Here is a 17,706-nt window from a genome sequence, read left to right as displayed (position 1 = left end):
AATGGACAATAATACTCCAAATTCAAGGACCGCACGCAGACAACAAGCAGAAGCGGAACAGAAATCATCAAGGAAACATAAAAAAACACCTAAAAAGAAAAAAAGTCTCGTCAAGACCCTATTCAAAGCAATCGTCGTGATTGGGTTACTATTTTTAATAGCAGGTGCAGGATTATTCGCCTACTATGCGAGTACAGCACCTAAATTAGACGAAAGTCTACTGAAAGATCCGCTATCTTCCAAAGTTTTAGATCGCAACGACAATGTTATTTACACAACTGGTAATGAAAAGCGAAAATATATCCCATACGACAAAATTCCAAAAGAATTGGAAGACGCAATCCTTGCAACGGAAGACTCCCGTTTTTACAAACACCACGGAATAGACCTATGGCGTCTTGGTGGTGCTGTCCTTGCCAATTTTAAAAGCGGTTTTGGTTCTCAAGGGGCTTCGACCTTAACGCAACAAGTTATAAAAAACTCATTCTTCACGAATGAAAAAACATTAAAGCGGAAAGCTCAGGAAGCATGGCTAGCGTTTAAGCTAGAACAAAATTATTCTAAAGAAGAAATTTTTGAAATGTATTTCAACAAGGTCCTCATGTCAGGTAATAAATACGGATTTGGTACTGGTGCTGAGTACTTTTTCGGAAAAGAGTTAAATGAGCTGGAGCTACCGGAGATGGCAATGTTAGCAGGAATGCCTCAATCACCAAATGCTTACAATCCATTCAAGCACCCTGAACGTGCGCAAAAGCGTCGTGATATTGTATTGAAACTTATGAACCAACACGAAAAAATCACAAAAGAGGAAATGGAAAGCGCAAAGTCCATTCCTGTTACCGCTTCTCTTCTTCCAGAAGAGAAACGTGAAAAACCAATGGATACTAAATACCAAGCGTATATCGATATTGCTATGGATGAACTCCAAAAAGCAGGATACAAAGATATTGAGGCAGATGGGGTTACGATTCAAACTGCTCTCGATCCAAACGCACAACAGGCTGTCGAAAAAGCACTTGCTGATTCAAGTAACTTTGAGTCAGACACAATTCAAGCCGGAATGACGGTTGTCGATACAAAAACTGGTGAGATTGTGGCAGTTGGTGGCGGTCGTGATTACAAATTATTTAACCATAACTTTGCAAGCGACCAAAAACGACAGCCGGGGTCTTCCATCAAACCAATTTTAGACTATGGTCCTGCTATTGAATACTTGAACTGGTCGACTGGTCAGACAATCGTAGACGAAAAAACAAAAGGTATTAAAGCAAATAATGTCGATGGTAGATTTAAGGGTCCAATTACCATGCGTCAAGCAGTGTATGAATCTCGTAACATTCCAGCGATTAAAACATTTGAAGAAGTTGGTAATAAAAACGCTGGGGAGTTTGCAAATTCTCTCGGATTGCCAGTTAAAAAATTATTTCAGTCCGATGCGATTGGCGGATCCGAAAACGATTTCTCCACTCTTCAGATGGCAGGAGCATTTGCAGCCTTCGGAAACGAAGGTATCTACAACACTCCACATGCAGTGAAAAAAATAATTTTACGAGATGGTAAAACTGAAATCAATCTTGCTCCCGATCCAGTTTCTGCTATGAAGGATTCCACCGCTTATATGGTGACAGATATGCTTCGTGATGTGTTGACAAAACCAAATGGAACTGGCACAAAAGCGAATATTCCTGGAATGGACATTGCGGGGAAAACGGGTACAACTAACTACTCAGCTAACGACAAAAAGACTTATAATATTACTGGCCAATACAGCGTGCCTGACTCTTGGTTTGCAGGATACACAACAGACTATACGATTGCCGTTTGGGGAGGTCATGAAAAACGAAGTGAACCAATAGTTGGCTTCCAAGGCGGACGCGATATGCCTAAAGTATTGTTCCGTCAAGTCATGCGCGATATAACATCTGGCAACTATCCGAAGAAATTCAAAAAGCCTAGTTCTGTTGAAGAAGCTACAATTGTCGCAGGATCTCAACCGCTTCAGCTGGCAACGAACAGCACACCAAGCAACTTGAAAAGTGATGAATTATTTGTTCGTGGAACTCTTCCTGAGCGCACATATGTAGAGGAAGAGCCTGAGGAAGAAGTGACGGAACTAGAAGCACCTACTGATTTAAGTGCAGAATATGACGCTGATAACCAGGAAATCGACTTAAGTTGGAACCACAACGAACCTGATTCTGATGATTTTGAAGGCGATGTCTCATTTGCAGTTTCAGTATCTGTAGATGGCGGCGGATCCCAATCACTTACAGAGACAACCGATAATTCCTTCACATTCGGAAATGTCGAACCAGGTCATACGTATACGTTCTCTGTCATTGCAAAAGCAGATAATCTTGTAAGCTCCCCTGCTTCAACAACGCTTCTGATTCAAGCAACTGAAGAAGTGCCTGAAGAAAATCCTGATGATGAAAACCAAGGGGACTCTGATCAGGACAAAGAGGATGACGGTCAAAATAATGGCTCTAACAGTGACAACAACAACAACAATAATGGAAATAACAATAACGGGAACAATAATAATGGAAACAACAATGGGAATAACGGCAACAACGGCAATGGTACAGACGGAAATAACACTGGAAATAACGGAGAAGGTGACGATGCTGACGACAAAGATGGCGTCAGCAGCAACCCTTCGAATAACTCAAACTCCAATACAGCCAGTTCGTCGAAACCTTCTGCCACCAAACCGGATGATACAAAAACAGCAGACGAAAACTGACAACCAAAAACAGCGACTTCGTAAATACGAAGTCGCTGTTTTTTAATGGGTGATAAATCGGGCAATCTTCTTCCTCAATTCCGTATAAAGCAAATTCAATTGAATGAGTGCAAAAGGGCTTACTATCTTATCCTTAATGAATTGAAGGCGCTCTTCCCCATTCAATGGTTCCATCTTAGTACAACGATCAGAACCACCGACTGGTGCACATACCTCTAGTAATTCTTCATAGTGTGCAATCGCAATCGCCATCAACTCTGAAGCATTGGATTGCTTTTGGTCATAAAGCAATTGAATTTCAGGTTTTAAAGACTCCCATTTATCAAAGTAAAGCATTATTTGGTCTTTTGTTATAGCAGGTTTTGAATTATCCATTATTTTTCATTCTCTTCTTTCCTTCTCGACATACAGAAAGTAGTGGACATTCCGGACAGTTCGGCCTTTGGGCTTTGCAGTGATATCGACCGAAAAAAATAAGTTGATGATGTGTTTGTGTCCATCGTTCTCTTGGTGTCCATCTCATGATTTTCTCTTCAACTGCCAGCACAGAGTCTTTCCATCGGTTCATTGCCAAACGCTTGGCCACACGTTCAACGTGTGTATCGACAGCTAGAGCAGGAACACCAAACGCATTTGAGACTACAACATTCGCTGTTTTCCTCCCCACTCCGGGGAGTGTTGTCAGCATGTCGCGATCTTCAGGAACTTCTCCACCGAATTGAGTTAGAAGCATGAGCGATAGCGCTTGGATATTTTTAGCTTTGTTTCGATAGAGACCAATAGAACGAATGTCTTGTTGCAATTCCTCTATTGGAACTTCCAAATAATCTCCTGGCGTTTTGTACTTCTTAAACAACTCAGAAGTTACACGATTGACTAGCACGTCCGTACATTGTGCAGATAAAAGTGTCGCAACTACCAGTTCAAAGGCATTTTCGTGAACTAGCTCACAATGTGCATCTGGAAACATTGTGTCGATTTCCTCTAAGCAATATTGCCACTCGGTTTTAGTTAACATTTCACTCACCCATCCCGATCTTCAAGCCAGTTGTAAAGAGGAACCCGTTTCACAGTACCTTGTGCTTTTCCCTGTCGAATCGATTGCGTAGGGGAACGGAAGGCTTTCGTTTGTTTTTCGACATCTGCAAGTGTCGTTACATTTTTCTTTTTCCATTCAAACAAAATACGATCGATGTAACGCATACTTAGTTTCTGAGCAATTACAGCCTCTTTTAAAGCTGCTTTTATTATATTAATGCCATGATGATCCTGATCAATCCACATCGCAATCGTTTCACATTCCATAGGAGAAAGAAGACGTCCGAATTCTTGTTCAAAAACGTGAAAAATTTGCCCTTCTTCTTCTTTTTCTTGTGCTTCTATTGATTTATTTTGACTCCCAATTTCACATTCTAAAACTGCTTCCCATAAAGGAAGTAGTGAAAATTGTTCAAACAGCACGCCGTTAGAATCACTAGTTTGGTCAATTTTCAAATATCCCTTTTGCATGAGACGCTGCAATACTTGGGATACCTCGTTTTCAGTAAGGTTCATCCGGGATGAAAAGTCGGACGGGGTTGGAAATTCAATATGTTGAGCATGGTAGGCTTCCATTTGTAAAATGAGCATGGCATCCGAATCCTGGATACCTAGTTTTTTATAAGAGTTAAAAAAAAGCTGGGGAATAGTAACATTCCCCTGCTCAATCCACATCCGGAGCCGTTCATCTTGTTGCATATGGCGAACTCCTCCTTGTTGCTTTATTAAGGATACAGACGGTTGAGTAGACGTGGGAACGGAATCGTTTCCCGCACGTGCTCAACGCCTGAAATCCAAGCGACAGTACGCTCTAATCCAAGACCGAAACCAGAGTGAGGCACAGCGCCATATTTACTTAATTCCAAATACCATTCGTATGCAGAAGCATCTAACTGGTGTTCTTCAATCCGTTGCTTCATAAGTTCATAGTCATGAATACGTTCAGATCCACCAATAATTTCTCCGTATCCTTCAGGGGCGATTAAGTCTGCACATAGCACAACATCATCACGATCAGGGTGTGGCTGCATATAAAACGGCTTTATACCGATTGGATAATTCATGATGAATACAGGTAGATCATAACTTTCCGCAATTGCCGACTCATGAGGTGCTCCAAAATCATCTCCCCATTGAATATCATCGAATCCTTCTTTGTGAAGGAACTCAATTGCATCGTCATACGTTATACGTGGGAACGGTGCTTGGATTTTTTCCAATTTCGAAGTATCCCGACCAAGACGCTCTAGCTCAAGTTTGCAGTTTTGGAGAACAGATTGAACAACGTGTGCTACATACTGCTCCTGTACTTCTAAACTTTGCGCATGTTCTACGAACGCCATTTCAGGCTCAATCATCCAAAACTCGATTAAATGACGGCGAGTTTTCGACTTTTCAGCTCGGAATGTTGGGCCGAATGAAAATACTTTACCAAGTGCCATCGCAGCAGCTTCCATGTAAAGTTGACCTGATTGTGAAAGATAAGCATCCTCATCAAAGTATTTCGTGTGGAATAACTCTGAAGTTCCTTCAGGAGAAGAACCTGTCAAAATCGGTGGATCGATTTTGATGAATCCATTCATATGGAAGAATTCATACGTCGCGCGAATAATTTCGTCGCGGATTTTCATCACTGCATGTTGCTTCCGTGAACGTAACCAAAGGTGTCGGTGATCCATCAGGAATTCTGTTCCGTGCTCTTTAGGTGTGATTGGGTAATCTTCTGCTACTTTAATCACTTCGATCCCTTGAACTTGAAGCTCATAGCCAAAGCTTGAACGTTCGTCTACAGTGACCTCACCTGTTACATACAAGGAAGTCTCTTGTGTTAAACCTTTTGCAGTAGCAAATAATTCTTCACCAGCATCTTCCTTAACAACAACCCCTTGTACAAAACCAGAGCCGTCACGTAATTGTAAAAATGCTATTTTACCGCTTGAACGCTTGTTGGCAAGCCACGCACCCATTCGAACTATTTCGCCTTCATGATCAGGCATTTCGTGAATCATAATCGTTTTCATAAGAGCCTCCAAATTTTTTCTAAGTACTTGTAGTACTACCTAGTCAGTTTTCGTTCAGTCGTTCCATTTCTCTTTTACAAATTGGTCTATACGGCGCACAGCTTCTTCTAACAAATCAATAGAAGTCGCGTAGGATAATCGAATCGTTTCTTCTGAACCGAATCCGCTACCAGGGATGACTGCCACATTTGCTTCTTCCAGTAATGCTTTTGCAAACACATCCACGTTTTCATATCCTGTATGTTTTACAGCTTCTGATACGTCAGGTAGCAAATAGAATGCACCTTGTGGTTTCACAGTATGAAAACCGGGAATAGCCTGGATTTGCGGATAAATACGTTCTAAGCGAGTGCCAAAATCTTTCCGCATAACTTCTACTGCATCTTGTGAACCAGTATACGCTTCGATTGCCGCATATTGTGAAGTCGTCACAGGATTTGATGTCGAATGGCTAGCAAGATCTGTCATCGCTTTTACGACTTTCTCGTTCCCCGCAATGAATCCAATACGCCATCCTGTCATCGAATGTGATTTGGAAACACCGTTAATAATGAACGTGCGCTCCTTAGCATCTTCTGACAATGTTGCAATGGAAACGTGTTTTGCCGTTCCATATACGAGTTTTTCATAAATTTCATCTGAAATAATCCAAATATCATGTTCCTTACACACTTTCGCAATCGCTTTTAGTTCTTCTTCTGTATACACCATTCCTGTAGGATTGCCAGGAGAGTTAAGGATAAGTGCCTTTGTTTTTTCTGTTATGGCTTGCTCAATCTGACTAGCCGTCACTTTGAACTCTGCTTCTGCAGTCGCCTGAACGACAACAGGTAGTCCGTCTGCAAGTTTCACTTGCTCTGGATAACTCACCCAGTATGGCGCAGGAATAATCACTTCATCTAATGGATCTAGAATCGTTTGGAACAATGTATACAATACATGCTTTGCGCCAATTCCAATCATGACTTCACTACGAGCATACGTTAAGCCTTGATCTTTTTCCAATTTTCCAATGACTGCATCCTTTAGAGCAGGAAGACCCCCAGATGGGGTGTACTTGGTCTTGCCTTCTTTCATAGAACGCCATGCTGCCTCCAGTATAGGTTCAGGTGTATTGTAGTCAGGCTCTCCTGCACCAAGACCAATTACATCAATACCAGATTCTTTCATTTCTTTCGCTTTAGCTGTAATCGCCAAAGTTGTTGAAGGTGAAAGAGTAGTTACTCTGGATGCTAATTGCTTCGCCAAGTCCATCGCTCCCTTTACCAGTGCGTTCATGCACTTTCTATAAATTTAAAATTCGCTTTTGCCACTGTCCATCTGAAAATGAGACATATACGTAATTCAGTTTATTGGCCTCATTTTTAAATGCAACTTCCCATACAGCGGCATCGTCTTCCTCCCCCAGTTTAACATGGATGAGTTTGTTGACGTTCATTTCTTGTTTGACAGAGGATAATGCTTGTTTTGCGGTAATGCCTTTTTTAAGAGCAATTACGTTCAAATCCTCATCTGATTTCGCCTTCTCGTTTACAAAAACGGCTTTAGAAACACCTTTTTCATCTTTTCCATAGACCACTGTAAGTGACGTTGTGCCATTGTACACTTCAGCCCGATCTGCTTCTACTAAAAGACCCGCATCCAATACGCGATTGGTCGCATTTTCTTTTAATGTAGAAGCAGGTTGATACGCTTTGTAAAAGACAAATGACGTAAAAGCTACTGTTAGTGTGAAGAGAAAAATGACGAAAAATTTTATCCAGTTGACCACTATTTCACATCCCACTCTTAATGGGTATAGACAGACCTAGAATGATTGTGCAAAAATGCATTCATCCAAGTCCGTTAGACTCATTTATTATAGCAATTATTAAGTTCATCTACCATACGTGCAAGTGATACTTTTTTAACAGGCACGTCTGGCAATGCTTCTAAAAATTTCTTACCGTATGATTTTGTTTCAATTCGTCGATCCAAGATGATGAAAAAACCAGTATCCGAAGATGAGCGAATCAGTCTTCCAAAACCTTGACGTAGTCTCAGAATTGCTTCAGGTAATGCATAAGCAGTGAAAGCATTTTTCCCCATCTGGTTCAGTAGGGCAGTTTTTGCTTTAAACACGGGTTCAGACGGAGAGGAGAAAGGTAAACGCACGATGATAATCGCCGACAATGAGTTGCCAGGGACGTCAACCCCTTCCCAGAAACTATTTGTACCGAACAATACTGCTTTTTCATACTGACGGAATGATTTCAACAATCGGTACCTACTACCTGAGCTAATGCCTTGTGCGATGAGTGCGTAGTCTTCCAATAATCCACTGTCTGAAACGAGTTCATGGGTTTGATTTAACATATCTTGTGAGGTAAACAGAACAAAAAGTCTTCCCTCAGTAACCATAACTGTTTGGACAATTGCCTCTGCCACTTCTTCCACGTATTCTTGTTGTGCGACTTGTTGTATGTTTGGCATATCGTCGACGAGAAAGATCTGGGCACCTGTATAGAAGTGTTCAGGTGCAAGCAACTTCAAAACGGGCACCTCAGGGGCAATTCCTAATTGCCGTGCAACAAAACGCTCATCACTTTTCACAGATAATGTCCCAGATGTCCATATTACACCTTTTTCCTTAGTGAAAAATGAATTTAAGGAATTACGAATTACGGGTGCGCTGTCAATCGGACTTTTAATAACTGTAAGACTTCCCGGGATACTTCTTTGGTCTTGCTCCATCCAAACAGTTCCATCCGTTTCAGAATCAAGGAATAATTCGACCCATTCTCCGATTTTCACGCGAAGCTCATCTATCCAATAATGCCATTCTGCTAGAATTGCCTGTTCTTTATCGGAAAGACTTTCCACTTCCTGATCCAATCGTTTGACATATATCGAAGCTTGCTCAATAAAACGATTCATCGATTGGAAGACAGTTTCAAATACGATCCGGTCTACTGAGATGTCCTCCAAAGCAACATGAAGTCGACTACCCTTTACATGTCCCCTTTGAACTGATTCTGACCCTATTAATTCATGGATAGCAGCGTCAAAAGAAGAAGAGAATTTTTCGAATGCTATCAAAAGATTTGAACGCTCGCGTGAACGATGTACTCTCTTTCGTATGAGGATCGCTTCGATGCGACGACTAATCTGGTCATCTGCTTCAGAACCGATTTGTCCCAATACATATTTCCAATTCGTATAGGAGAAGATGATTTCATTTGTTTTATAGGCCGCGTGTATAAACTGATGGGCTTCATCGACAACCAACCCACAAGATTCCTTAACGATTTGTTCCTTACTGGCTCCATCGCTGAGAAGTAATGCATGGTTCGTAATGACAATATCTGCATGACGGCAATTTTCCAAGGCGATTTGATGAAAATCCACTCCGACTTCATCTTCTGCAAGAACCGAAGAGCGTTTGCGGATTCGATCGATATACAACATGCCGCCACCTGATAGATTGAGTTCGTTGACATCGCCCGTCGTGGTTTCCGTCAGCCACACTAACAGTTGCATTTCAGTGAAGATATTGTCATAACTCGATTCGCCACTTAACAACAGTTCAGCAAACTTTGCTAGTGAGATATAATTTGAACTGCCCTTCAACACGGTAGCTTGAACGGGAACCGATAGTGCTCTCGAGACGACGTCAATTTCTTCTTCCATAATTTTATCTGCCAAATGATTGGTATACGTACTCACAATGACTGCCTGTTTTGTTTCCACTGCACGAATGGCCGCAGGCAGTAAATAGGATACGGTCTTTCCTATTCCTGTAGGCACCTCAACCATGATCTCCGTTCCTGTGCGCAACGATTTCCAAGCAGCATCCATGAATTGTAGTTGAGCCATTCTAGATTCGTAGGACGGATAAGCTTGAATGAGCAACTGGTCTTTTTCATCTTGACTGATTGGATAGGTAATTTCTCTCGATTCTACATTTTGGATTTTTTGGGTCTGCTGAAAAGGAATGCCCCTGAAATGAGAAAGATGCGAATGAGCAGTTTTTTGACGCGCTTCTACTAGTGCAAGATAGAATATTACGGATAGATCTGTTTTCAGCGAAAAGGAGCGCTTATGTAAACGAGTTATAGTTTGTTCAGGAAGCAAATTGACTTTTTCAATACATTTAAGCAATAAGTGGGCTGTCGCTCTTGCATCATCATCTGCCCTGTGAGCAGCGGAAAGTTCGATTTCAAGTTCCTCTGTCAATTCTTTTAAACGATAGCTGACAGCCGACGGAAACATGATTTTCGAAAATTCGACTGTGTCGATTTGTTTTCCCTGCCATCGAGAAATTCCACAACGTTGAAACTCTTTTTGCAGAAATGTTAAATCGAAATTCGTGTTGTGAGCAGCAAAAATCCATCCCTCTAATAAATCCCTTACTTCTTGTGCAATTTCTTCAAATAACGGTGCATCTTTTACCTCGGTGTTCGTGATATCCGTTAGTTCTTGTATAAAAACAGGGATTTTTTGACCGGGATTGACAAAGCGGACATACTCGTTTGTGAGGATGCCATCTTCAATGAACATGATGGCAATTTGAATAATCCGGTCGCCTTTTTCAGAGGAATGACCGGTTGTCTCCAAATCGACTACTGCAAATTTTAGATTTTCCATGGATTCATCAACTTCCTGTATCGGTTTCCTACTGCAGATTGTACCATATATTCAGTCTAGGCTCTAAAGGAAGGGTACGAACAGGACAAAAAATAAAAATGCTATCCAGAAAGTCATAGAATACTGATTCTGGATAGTCAATTAGTTTTATATTCGAATTGAGTGTGTGTTTCTCAACGCAATTCACATAGAGTTTATTAAACAATAACTCCGTGGGATTCTTGGATGATTTGTTGTATTTTATTGTGCTCATCCATGAGTAAGACCGTTGGTACATGCTGTTGTGCTTTTTCATCCGCCATGAGTGCATACGCAAGTATAATGACGATATCTCCTGGTTGGACGAGCCTTGCAGCAGCACCATTAACGCAGATCATGCCACTTCCACGTTTTCCTGGGATGGTATACGTTTCGAATCGTTCCCCGTTGTTATTGTTGACGATCTGAACTTTTTCGTTAACGAGGATATTGGCAGCATCTAGTAAGTCTTCGTCAATTGTAATGCTTCCTACATAATTCAAATTGGCTTCTGTTACAGTAGCGCGGTGTAGTTTACTTGTAAGCATCGTACGGAACATGATTCAGCCTTCCCTCTCAAAAATGATATTATCGATTAAACGAGCTTTTGAAAATTGGACAGCGCAAGCAATAATTAGATTTTTCGACATAGCGGTCGGTTCTTCCAATTGTGGATAGGTCAGTATTGATAGATAGTCAACGACTCCTGACGTCTTTTTCTCGAGTACATCTGTGACAAATTGTTTAACTGCATCAATTGCGACCCCTTCAAGGACTAAAACTTGCCCTTGTTGCAAGGCTTCATATATCGCTGGTGCCTCGTTTCGTTCTTGTACAGAAAGATTCACATTCCTCGAGCTTTTGGCCAATCCATCTATCTCCCGAACTGTCGGAACACGAACTATGGTTGCTGGACAGTTGTAATCTCGGAAAAATGTCTCAATAATCGCAAGTTGTTGTGCATCTTTCATGCCAAAATACACATTGTTTGGTTGCACGATATTAACGAGCTTTAAGACAACTTTCAACACGCCATCAAAATGACCTGGACGGGATATTCCGCATAACTGGTCTGCAAGAGGACCTGGCATTATACGTATCCCTCCGTCAGTTGGATACATTTCCTTTACCTCAGGACAAAATACAATGTCTGCACCCGCTTGCGAAGCAAGTCTTATATCAGCATCTAACTTGCGAGGATATGCTTCAAAATCCTCCCCTGGTCCAAATTGGGTAGGGTTTACGAATATACTAACTGCCACGCAGTCATTATTCTTTTTCGCTTCCTGTATTAAAGCTACGTGACCTTCATGAAGAAATCCCATCGTTGGAACAAAACCAATTGTCCGTTTCGATGTTTTCATTTCTTGTTGCCATTCAATCATTTTTGAGATTAAAGCTGTGGATTGCATTGGAGTCGTCTCAGTCATTCGTGTTCGCCTCCATACAAGGTCAACAATTCTTCTTCCTTCATCGTAAACTCGTGCTGTGTGTCAGGAAACGCCCCTGATCGCACTGCATTGGTATAGGATGCAATTCCATCTTGAATGACTACTCCAGCATCACTGAAGCTTTGTGCGAATTTCGGCAGACGGTGGTCTCCATATTTTACAAGATCATGGAACACAAGTACTTGGCCATCTGCTTCTGCCCCTGCACCTATCCCTATAATCGGGATATTGACCGCTTTCGTTAACTGCGCCGTCAACTGATGAGGGATGCACTCGACAACGATCATGCACGCCCCTGCTTGTTCACACATTTTTGCATCATCCAACAGCTTACGTGCAGCATCTGCTGTCTTTCCTTGTACTTTGTAGCCCCCTATAACAGATGCCGATTGAGGAAGTAATCCTAAATGGGCAACAACTGGGATCCCTGTTTTCGTAAGTAGCTGAATCGTATCCAATACTTCATCAGCTCCTTCAACTTTAAGCGCATCTGCACCTGTTTCTTGAAAGACTCGGATTGCTTCGTTAAGAATTCGATCTTGTGACCCTCTGAACGTACCAAAGGGCAGATCGACAACAAGAAACGTATCTTTCGCACCACGCCTTACCGCTTTTCCATGATGAACCATGTCCTCTGAAGTCACATATACAGTAGATGGATACCCCAGAACGACCATTCCAAGAGAATCCCCAACTAGTAAAATGTCAACATCCGATTTTTCAGCAAAAACCGCCGTAGGGTAGTCATATGCTGTCATCATCACAATTTTGTTCCCCTCTGCTTTCATTCGTTTCAATTCCGTAATCGTTTTCATTGTTCTTCTCCTCTCCTATTCAGGAGAAAACCAAAACATAAAAACCCTTCTAGTCATAAGAAGACAGAAGGGTTGTGTAGGATATCGTCATAGGTTTCCTCCGTCCCTGTCAATATGATCAAGGCAGATTTATTAAATTGTGTTCACGTACCGGTATTACAGGTGCGATTCAATATGATATCGCCCTTCTCAATCACTATAACACTCAATGTGGGTACTTGCCAAATGGTTTTTAATTGTTCAGACAATGTGAATATCAGCTGAATAGATGCCTCGTATTGTTCCATCATCCAGCTCGACTTCAAGTCTACCGTCTTCTGAAATGCCTTTAGCAGTCGCTTCATATGTGTCTTGAAGCGTCGAGATGCGAACCCGTTTGCCGATAGAGTCTGCGTAGCCTTCCCAAAGGAGTTTAATGGGGGCGAATCCTTTTTCTACATATAACGCCACGTATAATTCCAAGTAATCCAAGACTTTTGCCGCCAATTTGGCACGGCTAATTGGTTGACCTTCTTCGATACAAAGTGATGTGGCAATTGAACGAATCTCTTCTGGGAACTCTTCTGACTGCTGATTAACGTTCATGCCAATTCCAAGTATAATGGCTTTTACACGATCTGGATCTGCTTGAAGCTCTGTTAGAATCCCTGTTAGTTTACGACCACCCACCAAAATGTCGTTCGGCCATTTTATAGTCGGCGTGACAGTTGTCAGCTCTTCGATAGCACGTACAATAGCGACTGCAGCCACAAGAGTCATTTGAGGTGCCTGTTGGGGAGTTAACCTGGGTCGTGTAATAACACTCATCCAAATTCCTTTTCCAGCAACAGATGACCAGGGACGAGATAATCTACCTTTGCCTGCCGTTTGCTCATCCGCAATAATGACTGTCCCGTCGGCTGCACCATTTTGGGCTTCTTCATGTGCCAGTATCTGGGTCGACGGGCACGATTCAACATGATGAATGATACGTCCGTAGTTTTCCGTTTGCAAAAACTGTTGGACTGCAGCAGGACCTACAGTATCTGGTGAGTCGATTAAGTAATACCCTCTTTTACGAATCGTACCAATTTCATACCCTTCACTTTCAAGTTCTTTTACATATTTCCAGATGGCGGTGCGAGATACACCATACTCATCTGCCAATAGCTGTCCTGACACCGGATTGTCTTTTCCTGCCGACATTCGTTTCAGTAACTCACTTTTCACATTCGTATTCATGTAAAAACCATTCCTTTATTGCATTCTGTTCGTTCGAAATTACTTGATACAGGACCGCGTGCTCAATGGCTTGAATCGCTTCTCCTAGCCATCTTCCTCCTTTTTTACCTGTCCATTCCATCAGCTGTTCACCTTTTACCTCTAACTCTTGCTTGGAATGGATCGGCAACCCGTTCATCGCTGTGTTAATCTCGTCTTCTGCGATTGTTACTTGATTGGTAAACGCACGTACCATCTTTTCAACAGAAACTAGCGTCGAATAATCTGCTACGTAATAATCATCGATTGTATAAGCGCGCAGTTGTCTAATTTTAAAGAACTTTTGTATCGATTGTAAATACAATCGTTCCTTGTTTGATAATTTATATGCTCGTACGACTTCGGATGCATCGTAATTACCAGCAATCATCAAGGATGCCCACCCTTCAAGGGAATTTCGGAATGGGGCACACTGCAACCATGTATCTTGCCTCGGGGGAAATAAAGGAAGTGCCTCCGACAAATTGGTTTCTGCTAGTAACTTCAAAGCATCGTGAGCAAATGTACCTTGAAACAATTTATCGAACTCAGTTTTAATCCGCTCAACAGAGAGAGTTTTAACAGTACTGGCCAGCAATGTAATCGAATCTTTCGTCGAGTTTTCCAATTCAAATCCAAGCACAGATACAAACCGGACTGCCCGAATCATTCGAAGCGCGTCCTCATTAAAGCGTTCACTCGCATTCCCAACGGCCCGAATTGTTTTCGTTGACAAATCTTCTCTACCCTTAAAAGGATCTACCACTTCTCCGTCAATCCGAAGAGCGAGGGCATTGATGGTAAAATCTCGTCTTTTCAAATCTTCTTCTAGAGAAGTTACAAAATGGACTTCATCTGGTCTCCGATTATCTGAATATGTTCCTTCGGTACGAAAAGTCGTCACTTCAATCGGTTCACCTGATTCAATCACCAATACGGTGCCATGCTCTGTTCCGAGGTCAATTGTGTTCCTGAAAACAGATTTTACTTGTTCTGGGGTCGCTGAAGTGGCAATATCGATATCCGTTGGTTCTTTACCAAGAAGAAAGTCTCGAACAGCTCCACCTACAAAAACAGCTTCATGCCCCAATTCGTTCAAACGAGTGATGACTGTACGGCTTTGAGTAGTTCCAAACATATTAGCATTCCTTCTTTTGCAAGTCATAATAAAGCTTTTCATATTGTGCGACGATAGTGTCAGATGCGAACTTCCCTTTTACAGTTTTCAACGCGTTCTCTTTCATCTTTTGATGAACATCGCCGTCACTCAAAATACGTAGCGTTTTTTCTGCAATCGCATTCGGGTCACCTATAGGTACTATATGACCATTAACTCCATCTTCGATTACTTCAGGAATTCCTCCTGCATTTGTACCGACTGCAGGAACCCCACATGCAAACCCTTCTAATAACACCAGTCCGAATGCCTCTTTTTCAGAAGGAAGAACCATGACATCACTGAATGATAAAAGTTTTGGCAAGTCATCACGTTTCCCTGTAAAAATTACTTTCTCAGTAACGCCAAGCATGTCCACCAGCCTACGAATTCTTGGAACCTCAGGACCTTCTCCAACTAATAAAAGTTTGGCGGGAACTTTTTCTACAATCTTCGCAAATGCACGAATCAGATCTGGAATTCTCTTGACGCTTCTAAAATTCGATATATGAATGACTACTTTTTCATCCTTCTTAATATCGAAGTCCTCACGTAAAGATCCACATTCAACAGGATGGTACGTATCTTCATCGATGAAGTTATAAATGGTTTTAATATCATTAGTAGGCTCTATTAACTCTATAGTTTCTATACGAAGCGAATCAGAAACCGCTGTTGTAATATTAGACTTATCAATTCCATATTTAACTGTATTGCGAAGTGCAGGATCGTGTCCTAGAATCGTCACATCCGTGCCATGTAACGTCGTAATAATACCGATATCCGATTGGATCATGTCTTTCGCCAACACTGCTGAGACTGCATGCGGAACCGCATAATGAACATGAAGCAAATCTAACTGGTGCTCTTCAACGACTTGACCAATTCGATTTGCGAGAGCGATGTCATATGGAGGATACTTGAATACTGCATATCCATCGATTCTTACCTCATGGAAGTGGATATTCTCATGAGGTTCGTTATATCTAAACGGAAGGCTTGACGTTATAAAGTGAATTTCATGGCCTTTTCCCGCCATTTTAATAGCGAGTTCAGTAGCTACTACTCCGGATCCTCCTAAGGATGGATAGCATATGACACCTATTTTTAATCGTTCCATCCCATCATCCCTTACTTATTAAGATTTCATTACGTTTTATGCAATTGTCTAGGTCCTTATTTATTGCTGCAATCGACTGTTTTCGAAGAAGTTGAATTTTAAGCTCATCAACCCACCTAGAGTTCGAGTTCGAGTTCGACTTCCCCTAGTTCCAGGCCATTCGCCAAAATAATGGACACCAACTTATGCTCAAATGCTTCAATATCACTGGCATAAGTATTTCTCTGCTACAACATTTCCTACTAACGACTACAATATTAGGTTCCATCACACTTTTTTGTCCAACGTGTTTAGATAAGTTCTTCTAGCCCATTGATAAATTGATGTTGACTCATAGACTCACTCACGGCAAGGAGAACGCCTGGCATGAAGCTTTTTCGGTCGAACGAATCGTGACGTATGGATAATAACTCCCCTTCACCACCTAGCAACACTTGCTGGTGTGCAAGTAATCCAGGCAAACGGACACTGTGGATCTTCATCCCTTGAACATCAGCCCCTCTTGCACCATAAGCGTTCACTTGTTCGTCTGGATGACCCTGTAGGTGCGGTGTCCTTACTTTCGAAATCATATCCGCTGTTTTAGCTGCAGTCCCTGAAGGAGCATCCAACTTTCGGTCATGATGCATTTCAATAATTTCAACATCCCCTAGATAGTGAGCGGCTTGTGCAGCAAATTTCATCATCAAAACTGCTCCAATCGAGAAGTTAGGAGCTAAAATACAAGATAATCCATTTTGCTCACTCAACATTTTCAATTGATCAATTTCTTCTAGTGTCAAACCTGATGTTCCAATAACAGGCCGTATGCCCAGAGTCAACGCTTTTTGAGCATTCGGAAAGACTGCTTCTGGATCCGTTAAATCGAGGAGTACATCAGGTCTCTCAACTTCTGCTAGTTCAGCGATAGATGTATATACTCGGACTCCAGGTGAATACTCATTAAGTGTCCCCTCATTTATGTACCAACCATCATATTTATAGTCAAGAGCTCCAACAAATTCCATATCTGGAGCTTCAGTTATTGCTGTTGCTGCAGTGCTTCCCATTCGCCCACGGGCTCCTGCAATTGCGACACGGATTGTCATTAGATTTCCTCCTTTTTAGTCCAGCGGTCTGCGTCACGCGTTTTAAACTTATTAAGAACGGCATCTAACGCCTCCGTCAACTCAATCCCTTGAGCGTTCGCAAAGCAAATGAGTACAAATAACAAATCACCTGTCTCTTCAGTTAACGTACTCGGCATTTCAGAACTCTTTTTTTTCTTCATGCCATGTACATGCTGAACTTCCCGTGATAACTCACCTAATTCTTCTGTCAAACGGGCTATGAGCTCCATTGGCGGAAAGTATCCTTCTTTAAAGCTTGAAATGTATGCATCCACCTCATCTTGCATCGCTTTCATTGTTTTCAATTCACTCATTGTCGCTCACACCTTTCTTTCCTTATCGTATTCATTCATCTTCCTATTGT

General features: G+C 41.8%; 16 protein-coding genes. 1 reads left to right on the top strand and 15 read right to left on the bottom strand.

Annotated features, from left to right (window positions below):
- Position 1: 1 nt before the first annotated feature.
- On the top strand, positions 2–2,749 hold the full coding sequence (locus M3197_RS05290; RefSeq protein ID WP_251659334.1) for a penicillin-binding protein 1A: 2,748 nt from the start codon (positions 2–4) through the stop codon (positions 2,747–2,749).
- A gap of 42 nt (positions 2,750–2,791) precedes the next feature.
- On the opposite strand, the gene M3197_RS05285 is transcribed toward M3197_RS05290, so the two are convergent.
- The 15 genes from M3197_RS05285 to M3197_RS05215 form a co-directional block, all read right to left on the bottom strand.
- Positions 2,792–3,124, bottom strand: coding sequence for a YpoC family protein (locus M3197_RS05285; protein ID WP_251659332.1), 333 nt, complete (start codon positions 3,122–3,124; stop codon positions 2,792–2,794).
- Complete coding sequence (gene nth / locus M3197_RS05280; RefSeq protein WP_251659330.1) at positions 3,117–3,767, bottom strand: endonuclease III; 651 nt, start codon at positions 3,765–3,767, stop codon at positions 3,117–3,119. Before nth ends, M3197_RS05285 begins: the two co-directional genes overlap by 8 nt.
- A 5-nt stretch (positions 3,768–3,772) precedes the next feature.
- Entirely contained in the window at positions 3,773–4,486 is a 714-nt protein-coding gene (locus M3197_RS05275) for a DnaD domain-containing protein (protein ID WP_251659328.1), read from the bottom strand.
- Positions 4,487–4,512: 26 nt separating this feature from the next.
- Positions 4,513–5,808 carry an asparagine--tRNA ligase gene (gene asnS, locus M3197_RS05270; protein WP_251659326.1) on the bottom strand — a complete coding sequence of 432 codons (1,296 nt, stop codon included), beginning with the start codon at positions 5,806–5,808 and terminating at the stop codon, positions 4,513–4,515.
- Positions 5,809–5,862: 54 nt separating this feature from the next.
- Positions 5,863–7,086, bottom strand: coding sequence for a pyridoxal phosphate-dependent aminotransferase (locus tag M3197_RS05265; protein WP_432813968.1), 1,224 nt, complete (start codon positions 7,084–7,086; stop codon positions 5,863–5,865).
- Positions 7,087–7,093: 7 nt separating this feature from the next.
- Positions 7,094–7,579 carry a cell wall elongation regulator TseB-like domain-containing protein gene (locus tag M3197_RS05260; protein WP_251659324.1) on the bottom strand — a complete coding sequence of 162 codons (486 nt, stop codon included), beginning with the start codon at positions 7,577–7,579 and terminating at the stop codon, positions 7,094–7,096.
- Positions 7,580–7,659: 80 nt separating this feature from the next.
- Positions 7,660–10,434 carry an ATP-dependent DNA helicase DinG gene (gene dinG, locus M3197_RS05255; RefSeq protein ID WP_251659322.1) on the bottom strand — a complete coding sequence of 925 codons (2,775 nt, stop codon included), beginning with the start codon at positions 10,432–10,434 and terminating at the stop codon, positions 7,660–7,662.
- Between the two features lie 197 nt (positions 10,435–10,631).
- A complete protein-coding gene (panD, locus tag M3197_RS05250; protein WP_251659320.1) occupies positions 10,632–11,012 on the bottom strand; it encodes an aspartate 1-decarboxylase in 381 nt (126 codons plus the stop codon).
- Positions 11,013–11,015: 3 nt separating this feature from the next.
- A complete protein-coding gene (panC, locus tag M3197_RS05245) occupies positions 11,016–11,864 on the bottom strand; it encodes a pantoate--beta-alanine ligase (RefSeq protein WP_432813978.1) in 849 nt (282 codons plus the stop codon).
- 14 nt (positions 11,865–11,878) lie between these two features.
- Entirely contained in the window at positions 11,879–12,718 is an 840-nt protein-coding gene (gene panB, locus M3197_RS05240; protein WP_251659316.1) for a 3-methyl-2-oxobutanoate hydroxymethyltransferase, read from the bottom strand.
- A gap of 240 nt (positions 12,719–12,958) precedes the next feature.
- On the bottom strand, positions 12,959–13,939 hold the full coding sequence (locus tag M3197_RS05235) for a biotin--[acetyl-CoA-carboxylase] ligase (RefSeq protein ID WP_251659314.1): 981 nt from the start codon (positions 13,937–13,939) through the stop codon (positions 12,959–12,961).
- Positions 13,917–15,095, bottom strand: coding sequence for a CCA tRNA nucleotidyltransferase (locus M3197_RS05230; RefSeq protein ID WP_251659312.1), 1,179 nt, complete (start codon positions 15,093–15,095; stop codon positions 13,917–13,919). The genes M3197_RS05235 and M3197_RS05230 overlap by 23 nt, the downstream gene beginning before the upstream one ends.
- A gap of 1 nt (position 15,096) precedes the next feature.
- Entirely contained in the window at positions 15,097–16,233 is a 1,137-nt protein-coding gene (gene bshA / locus M3197_RS05225) for an N-acetyl-alpha-D-glucosaminyl L-malate synthase BshA (protein ID WP_251659310.1), read from the bottom strand.
- A gap of 290 nt (positions 16,234–16,523) precedes the next feature.
- On the bottom strand, positions 16,524–17,321 hold the full coding sequence (gene dapB, locus M3197_RS05220; protein ID WP_251659309.1) for a 4-hydroxy-tetrahydrodipicolinate reductase: 798 nt from the start codon (positions 17,319–17,321) through the stop codon (positions 16,524–16,526).
- Positions 17,321–17,656, bottom strand: coding sequence for a nucleotide pyrophosphohydrolase (locus M3197_RS05215; protein WP_251659306.1), 336 nt, complete (start codon positions 17,654–17,656; stop codon positions 17,321–17,323). Before M3197_RS05215 ends, dapB begins: the two co-directional genes overlap by 1 nt.
- Positions 17,657–17,706 lie beyond the last annotated feature (50 nt).

This window comes from Sporosarcina aquimarina (genome assembly GCF_023715615.1).
Classification (GTDB): Bacteria; Bacillota; Bacilli; order Bacillales_A; family Planococcaceae; genus Sporosarcina; species Sporosarcina aquimarina_A.
The sequence above is the reverse complement of the archived record's forward strand: the minus strand, read 5'-3'. Positions and strand labels throughout refer to the sequence as shown.

Coding starts and splice junctions, on each gene's coding strand:
- M3197_RS05290 (WP_251659334.1), top strand. CDS start 2: ATGGACAATAATACTCCAAATTCAAGGACCGCACGCAGACAACAAGCA.
- M3197_RS05285 (WP_251659332.1), bottom strand. CDS start 3,124: ATGGATAATTCAAAACCTGCTATAACAAAAGACCAAATAATGCTTTAC.
- nth (WP_251659330.1), bottom strand. CDS start 3,767: ATGTTAACTAAAACCGAGTGGCAATATTGCTTAGAGGAAATCGACACA.
- M3197_RS05275 (WP_251659328.1), bottom strand. CDS start 4,486: ATGCAACAAGATGAACGGCTCCGGATGTGGATTGAGCAGGGGAATGTT.
- asnS (WP_251659326.1), bottom strand. CDS start 5,808: ATGAAAACGATTATGATTCACGAAATGCCTGATCATGAAGGCGAAATA.
- M3197_RS05265 (WP_432813968.1), bottom strand. CDS start 7,086: ATGAACGCACTGGTAAAGGGAGCGATGGACTTGGCGAAGCAATTAGCA.
- dinG (WP_251659322.1), bottom strand. CDS start 10,434: ATGGAAAATCTAAAATTTGCAGTAGTCGATTTGGAGACAACCGGTCAT.
- panD (WP_251659320.1), bottom strand. CDS start 11,012: ATGTTCCGTACGATGCTTACAAGTAAACTACACCGCGCTACTGTAACA.
- panC (WP_432813978.1), bottom strand. CDS start 11,864: ATGCAATCCACAGCTTTAATCTCAAAAATGATTGAATGGCAACAAGAA.
- panB (WP_251659316.1), bottom strand. CDS start 12,718: ATGAAAACGATTACGGAATTGAAACGAATGAAAGCAGAGGGGAACAAA.
- M3197_RS05235 (WP_251659314.1), bottom strand. CDS start 13,939: ATGAATACGAATGTGAAAAGTGAGTTACTGAAACGAATGTCGGCAGGA.
- M3197_RS05230 (WP_251659312.1), bottom strand. CDS start 15,095: ATGTTTGGAACTACTCAAAGCCGTACAGTCATCACTCGTTTGAACGAA.
- bshA (WP_251659310.1), bottom strand. CDS start 16,233: ATGGAACGATTAAAAATAGGTGTCATATGCTATCCATCCTTAGGAGGA.
- dapB (WP_251659309.1), bottom strand. CDS start 17,321: ATGACAATCCGTGTCGCAATTGCAGGAGCCCGTGGGCGAATGGGAAGC.
- M3197_RS05215 (WP_251659306.1), bottom strand. CDS start 17,656: ATGAGTGAATTGAAAACAATGAAAGCGATGCAAGATGAGGTGGATGCA.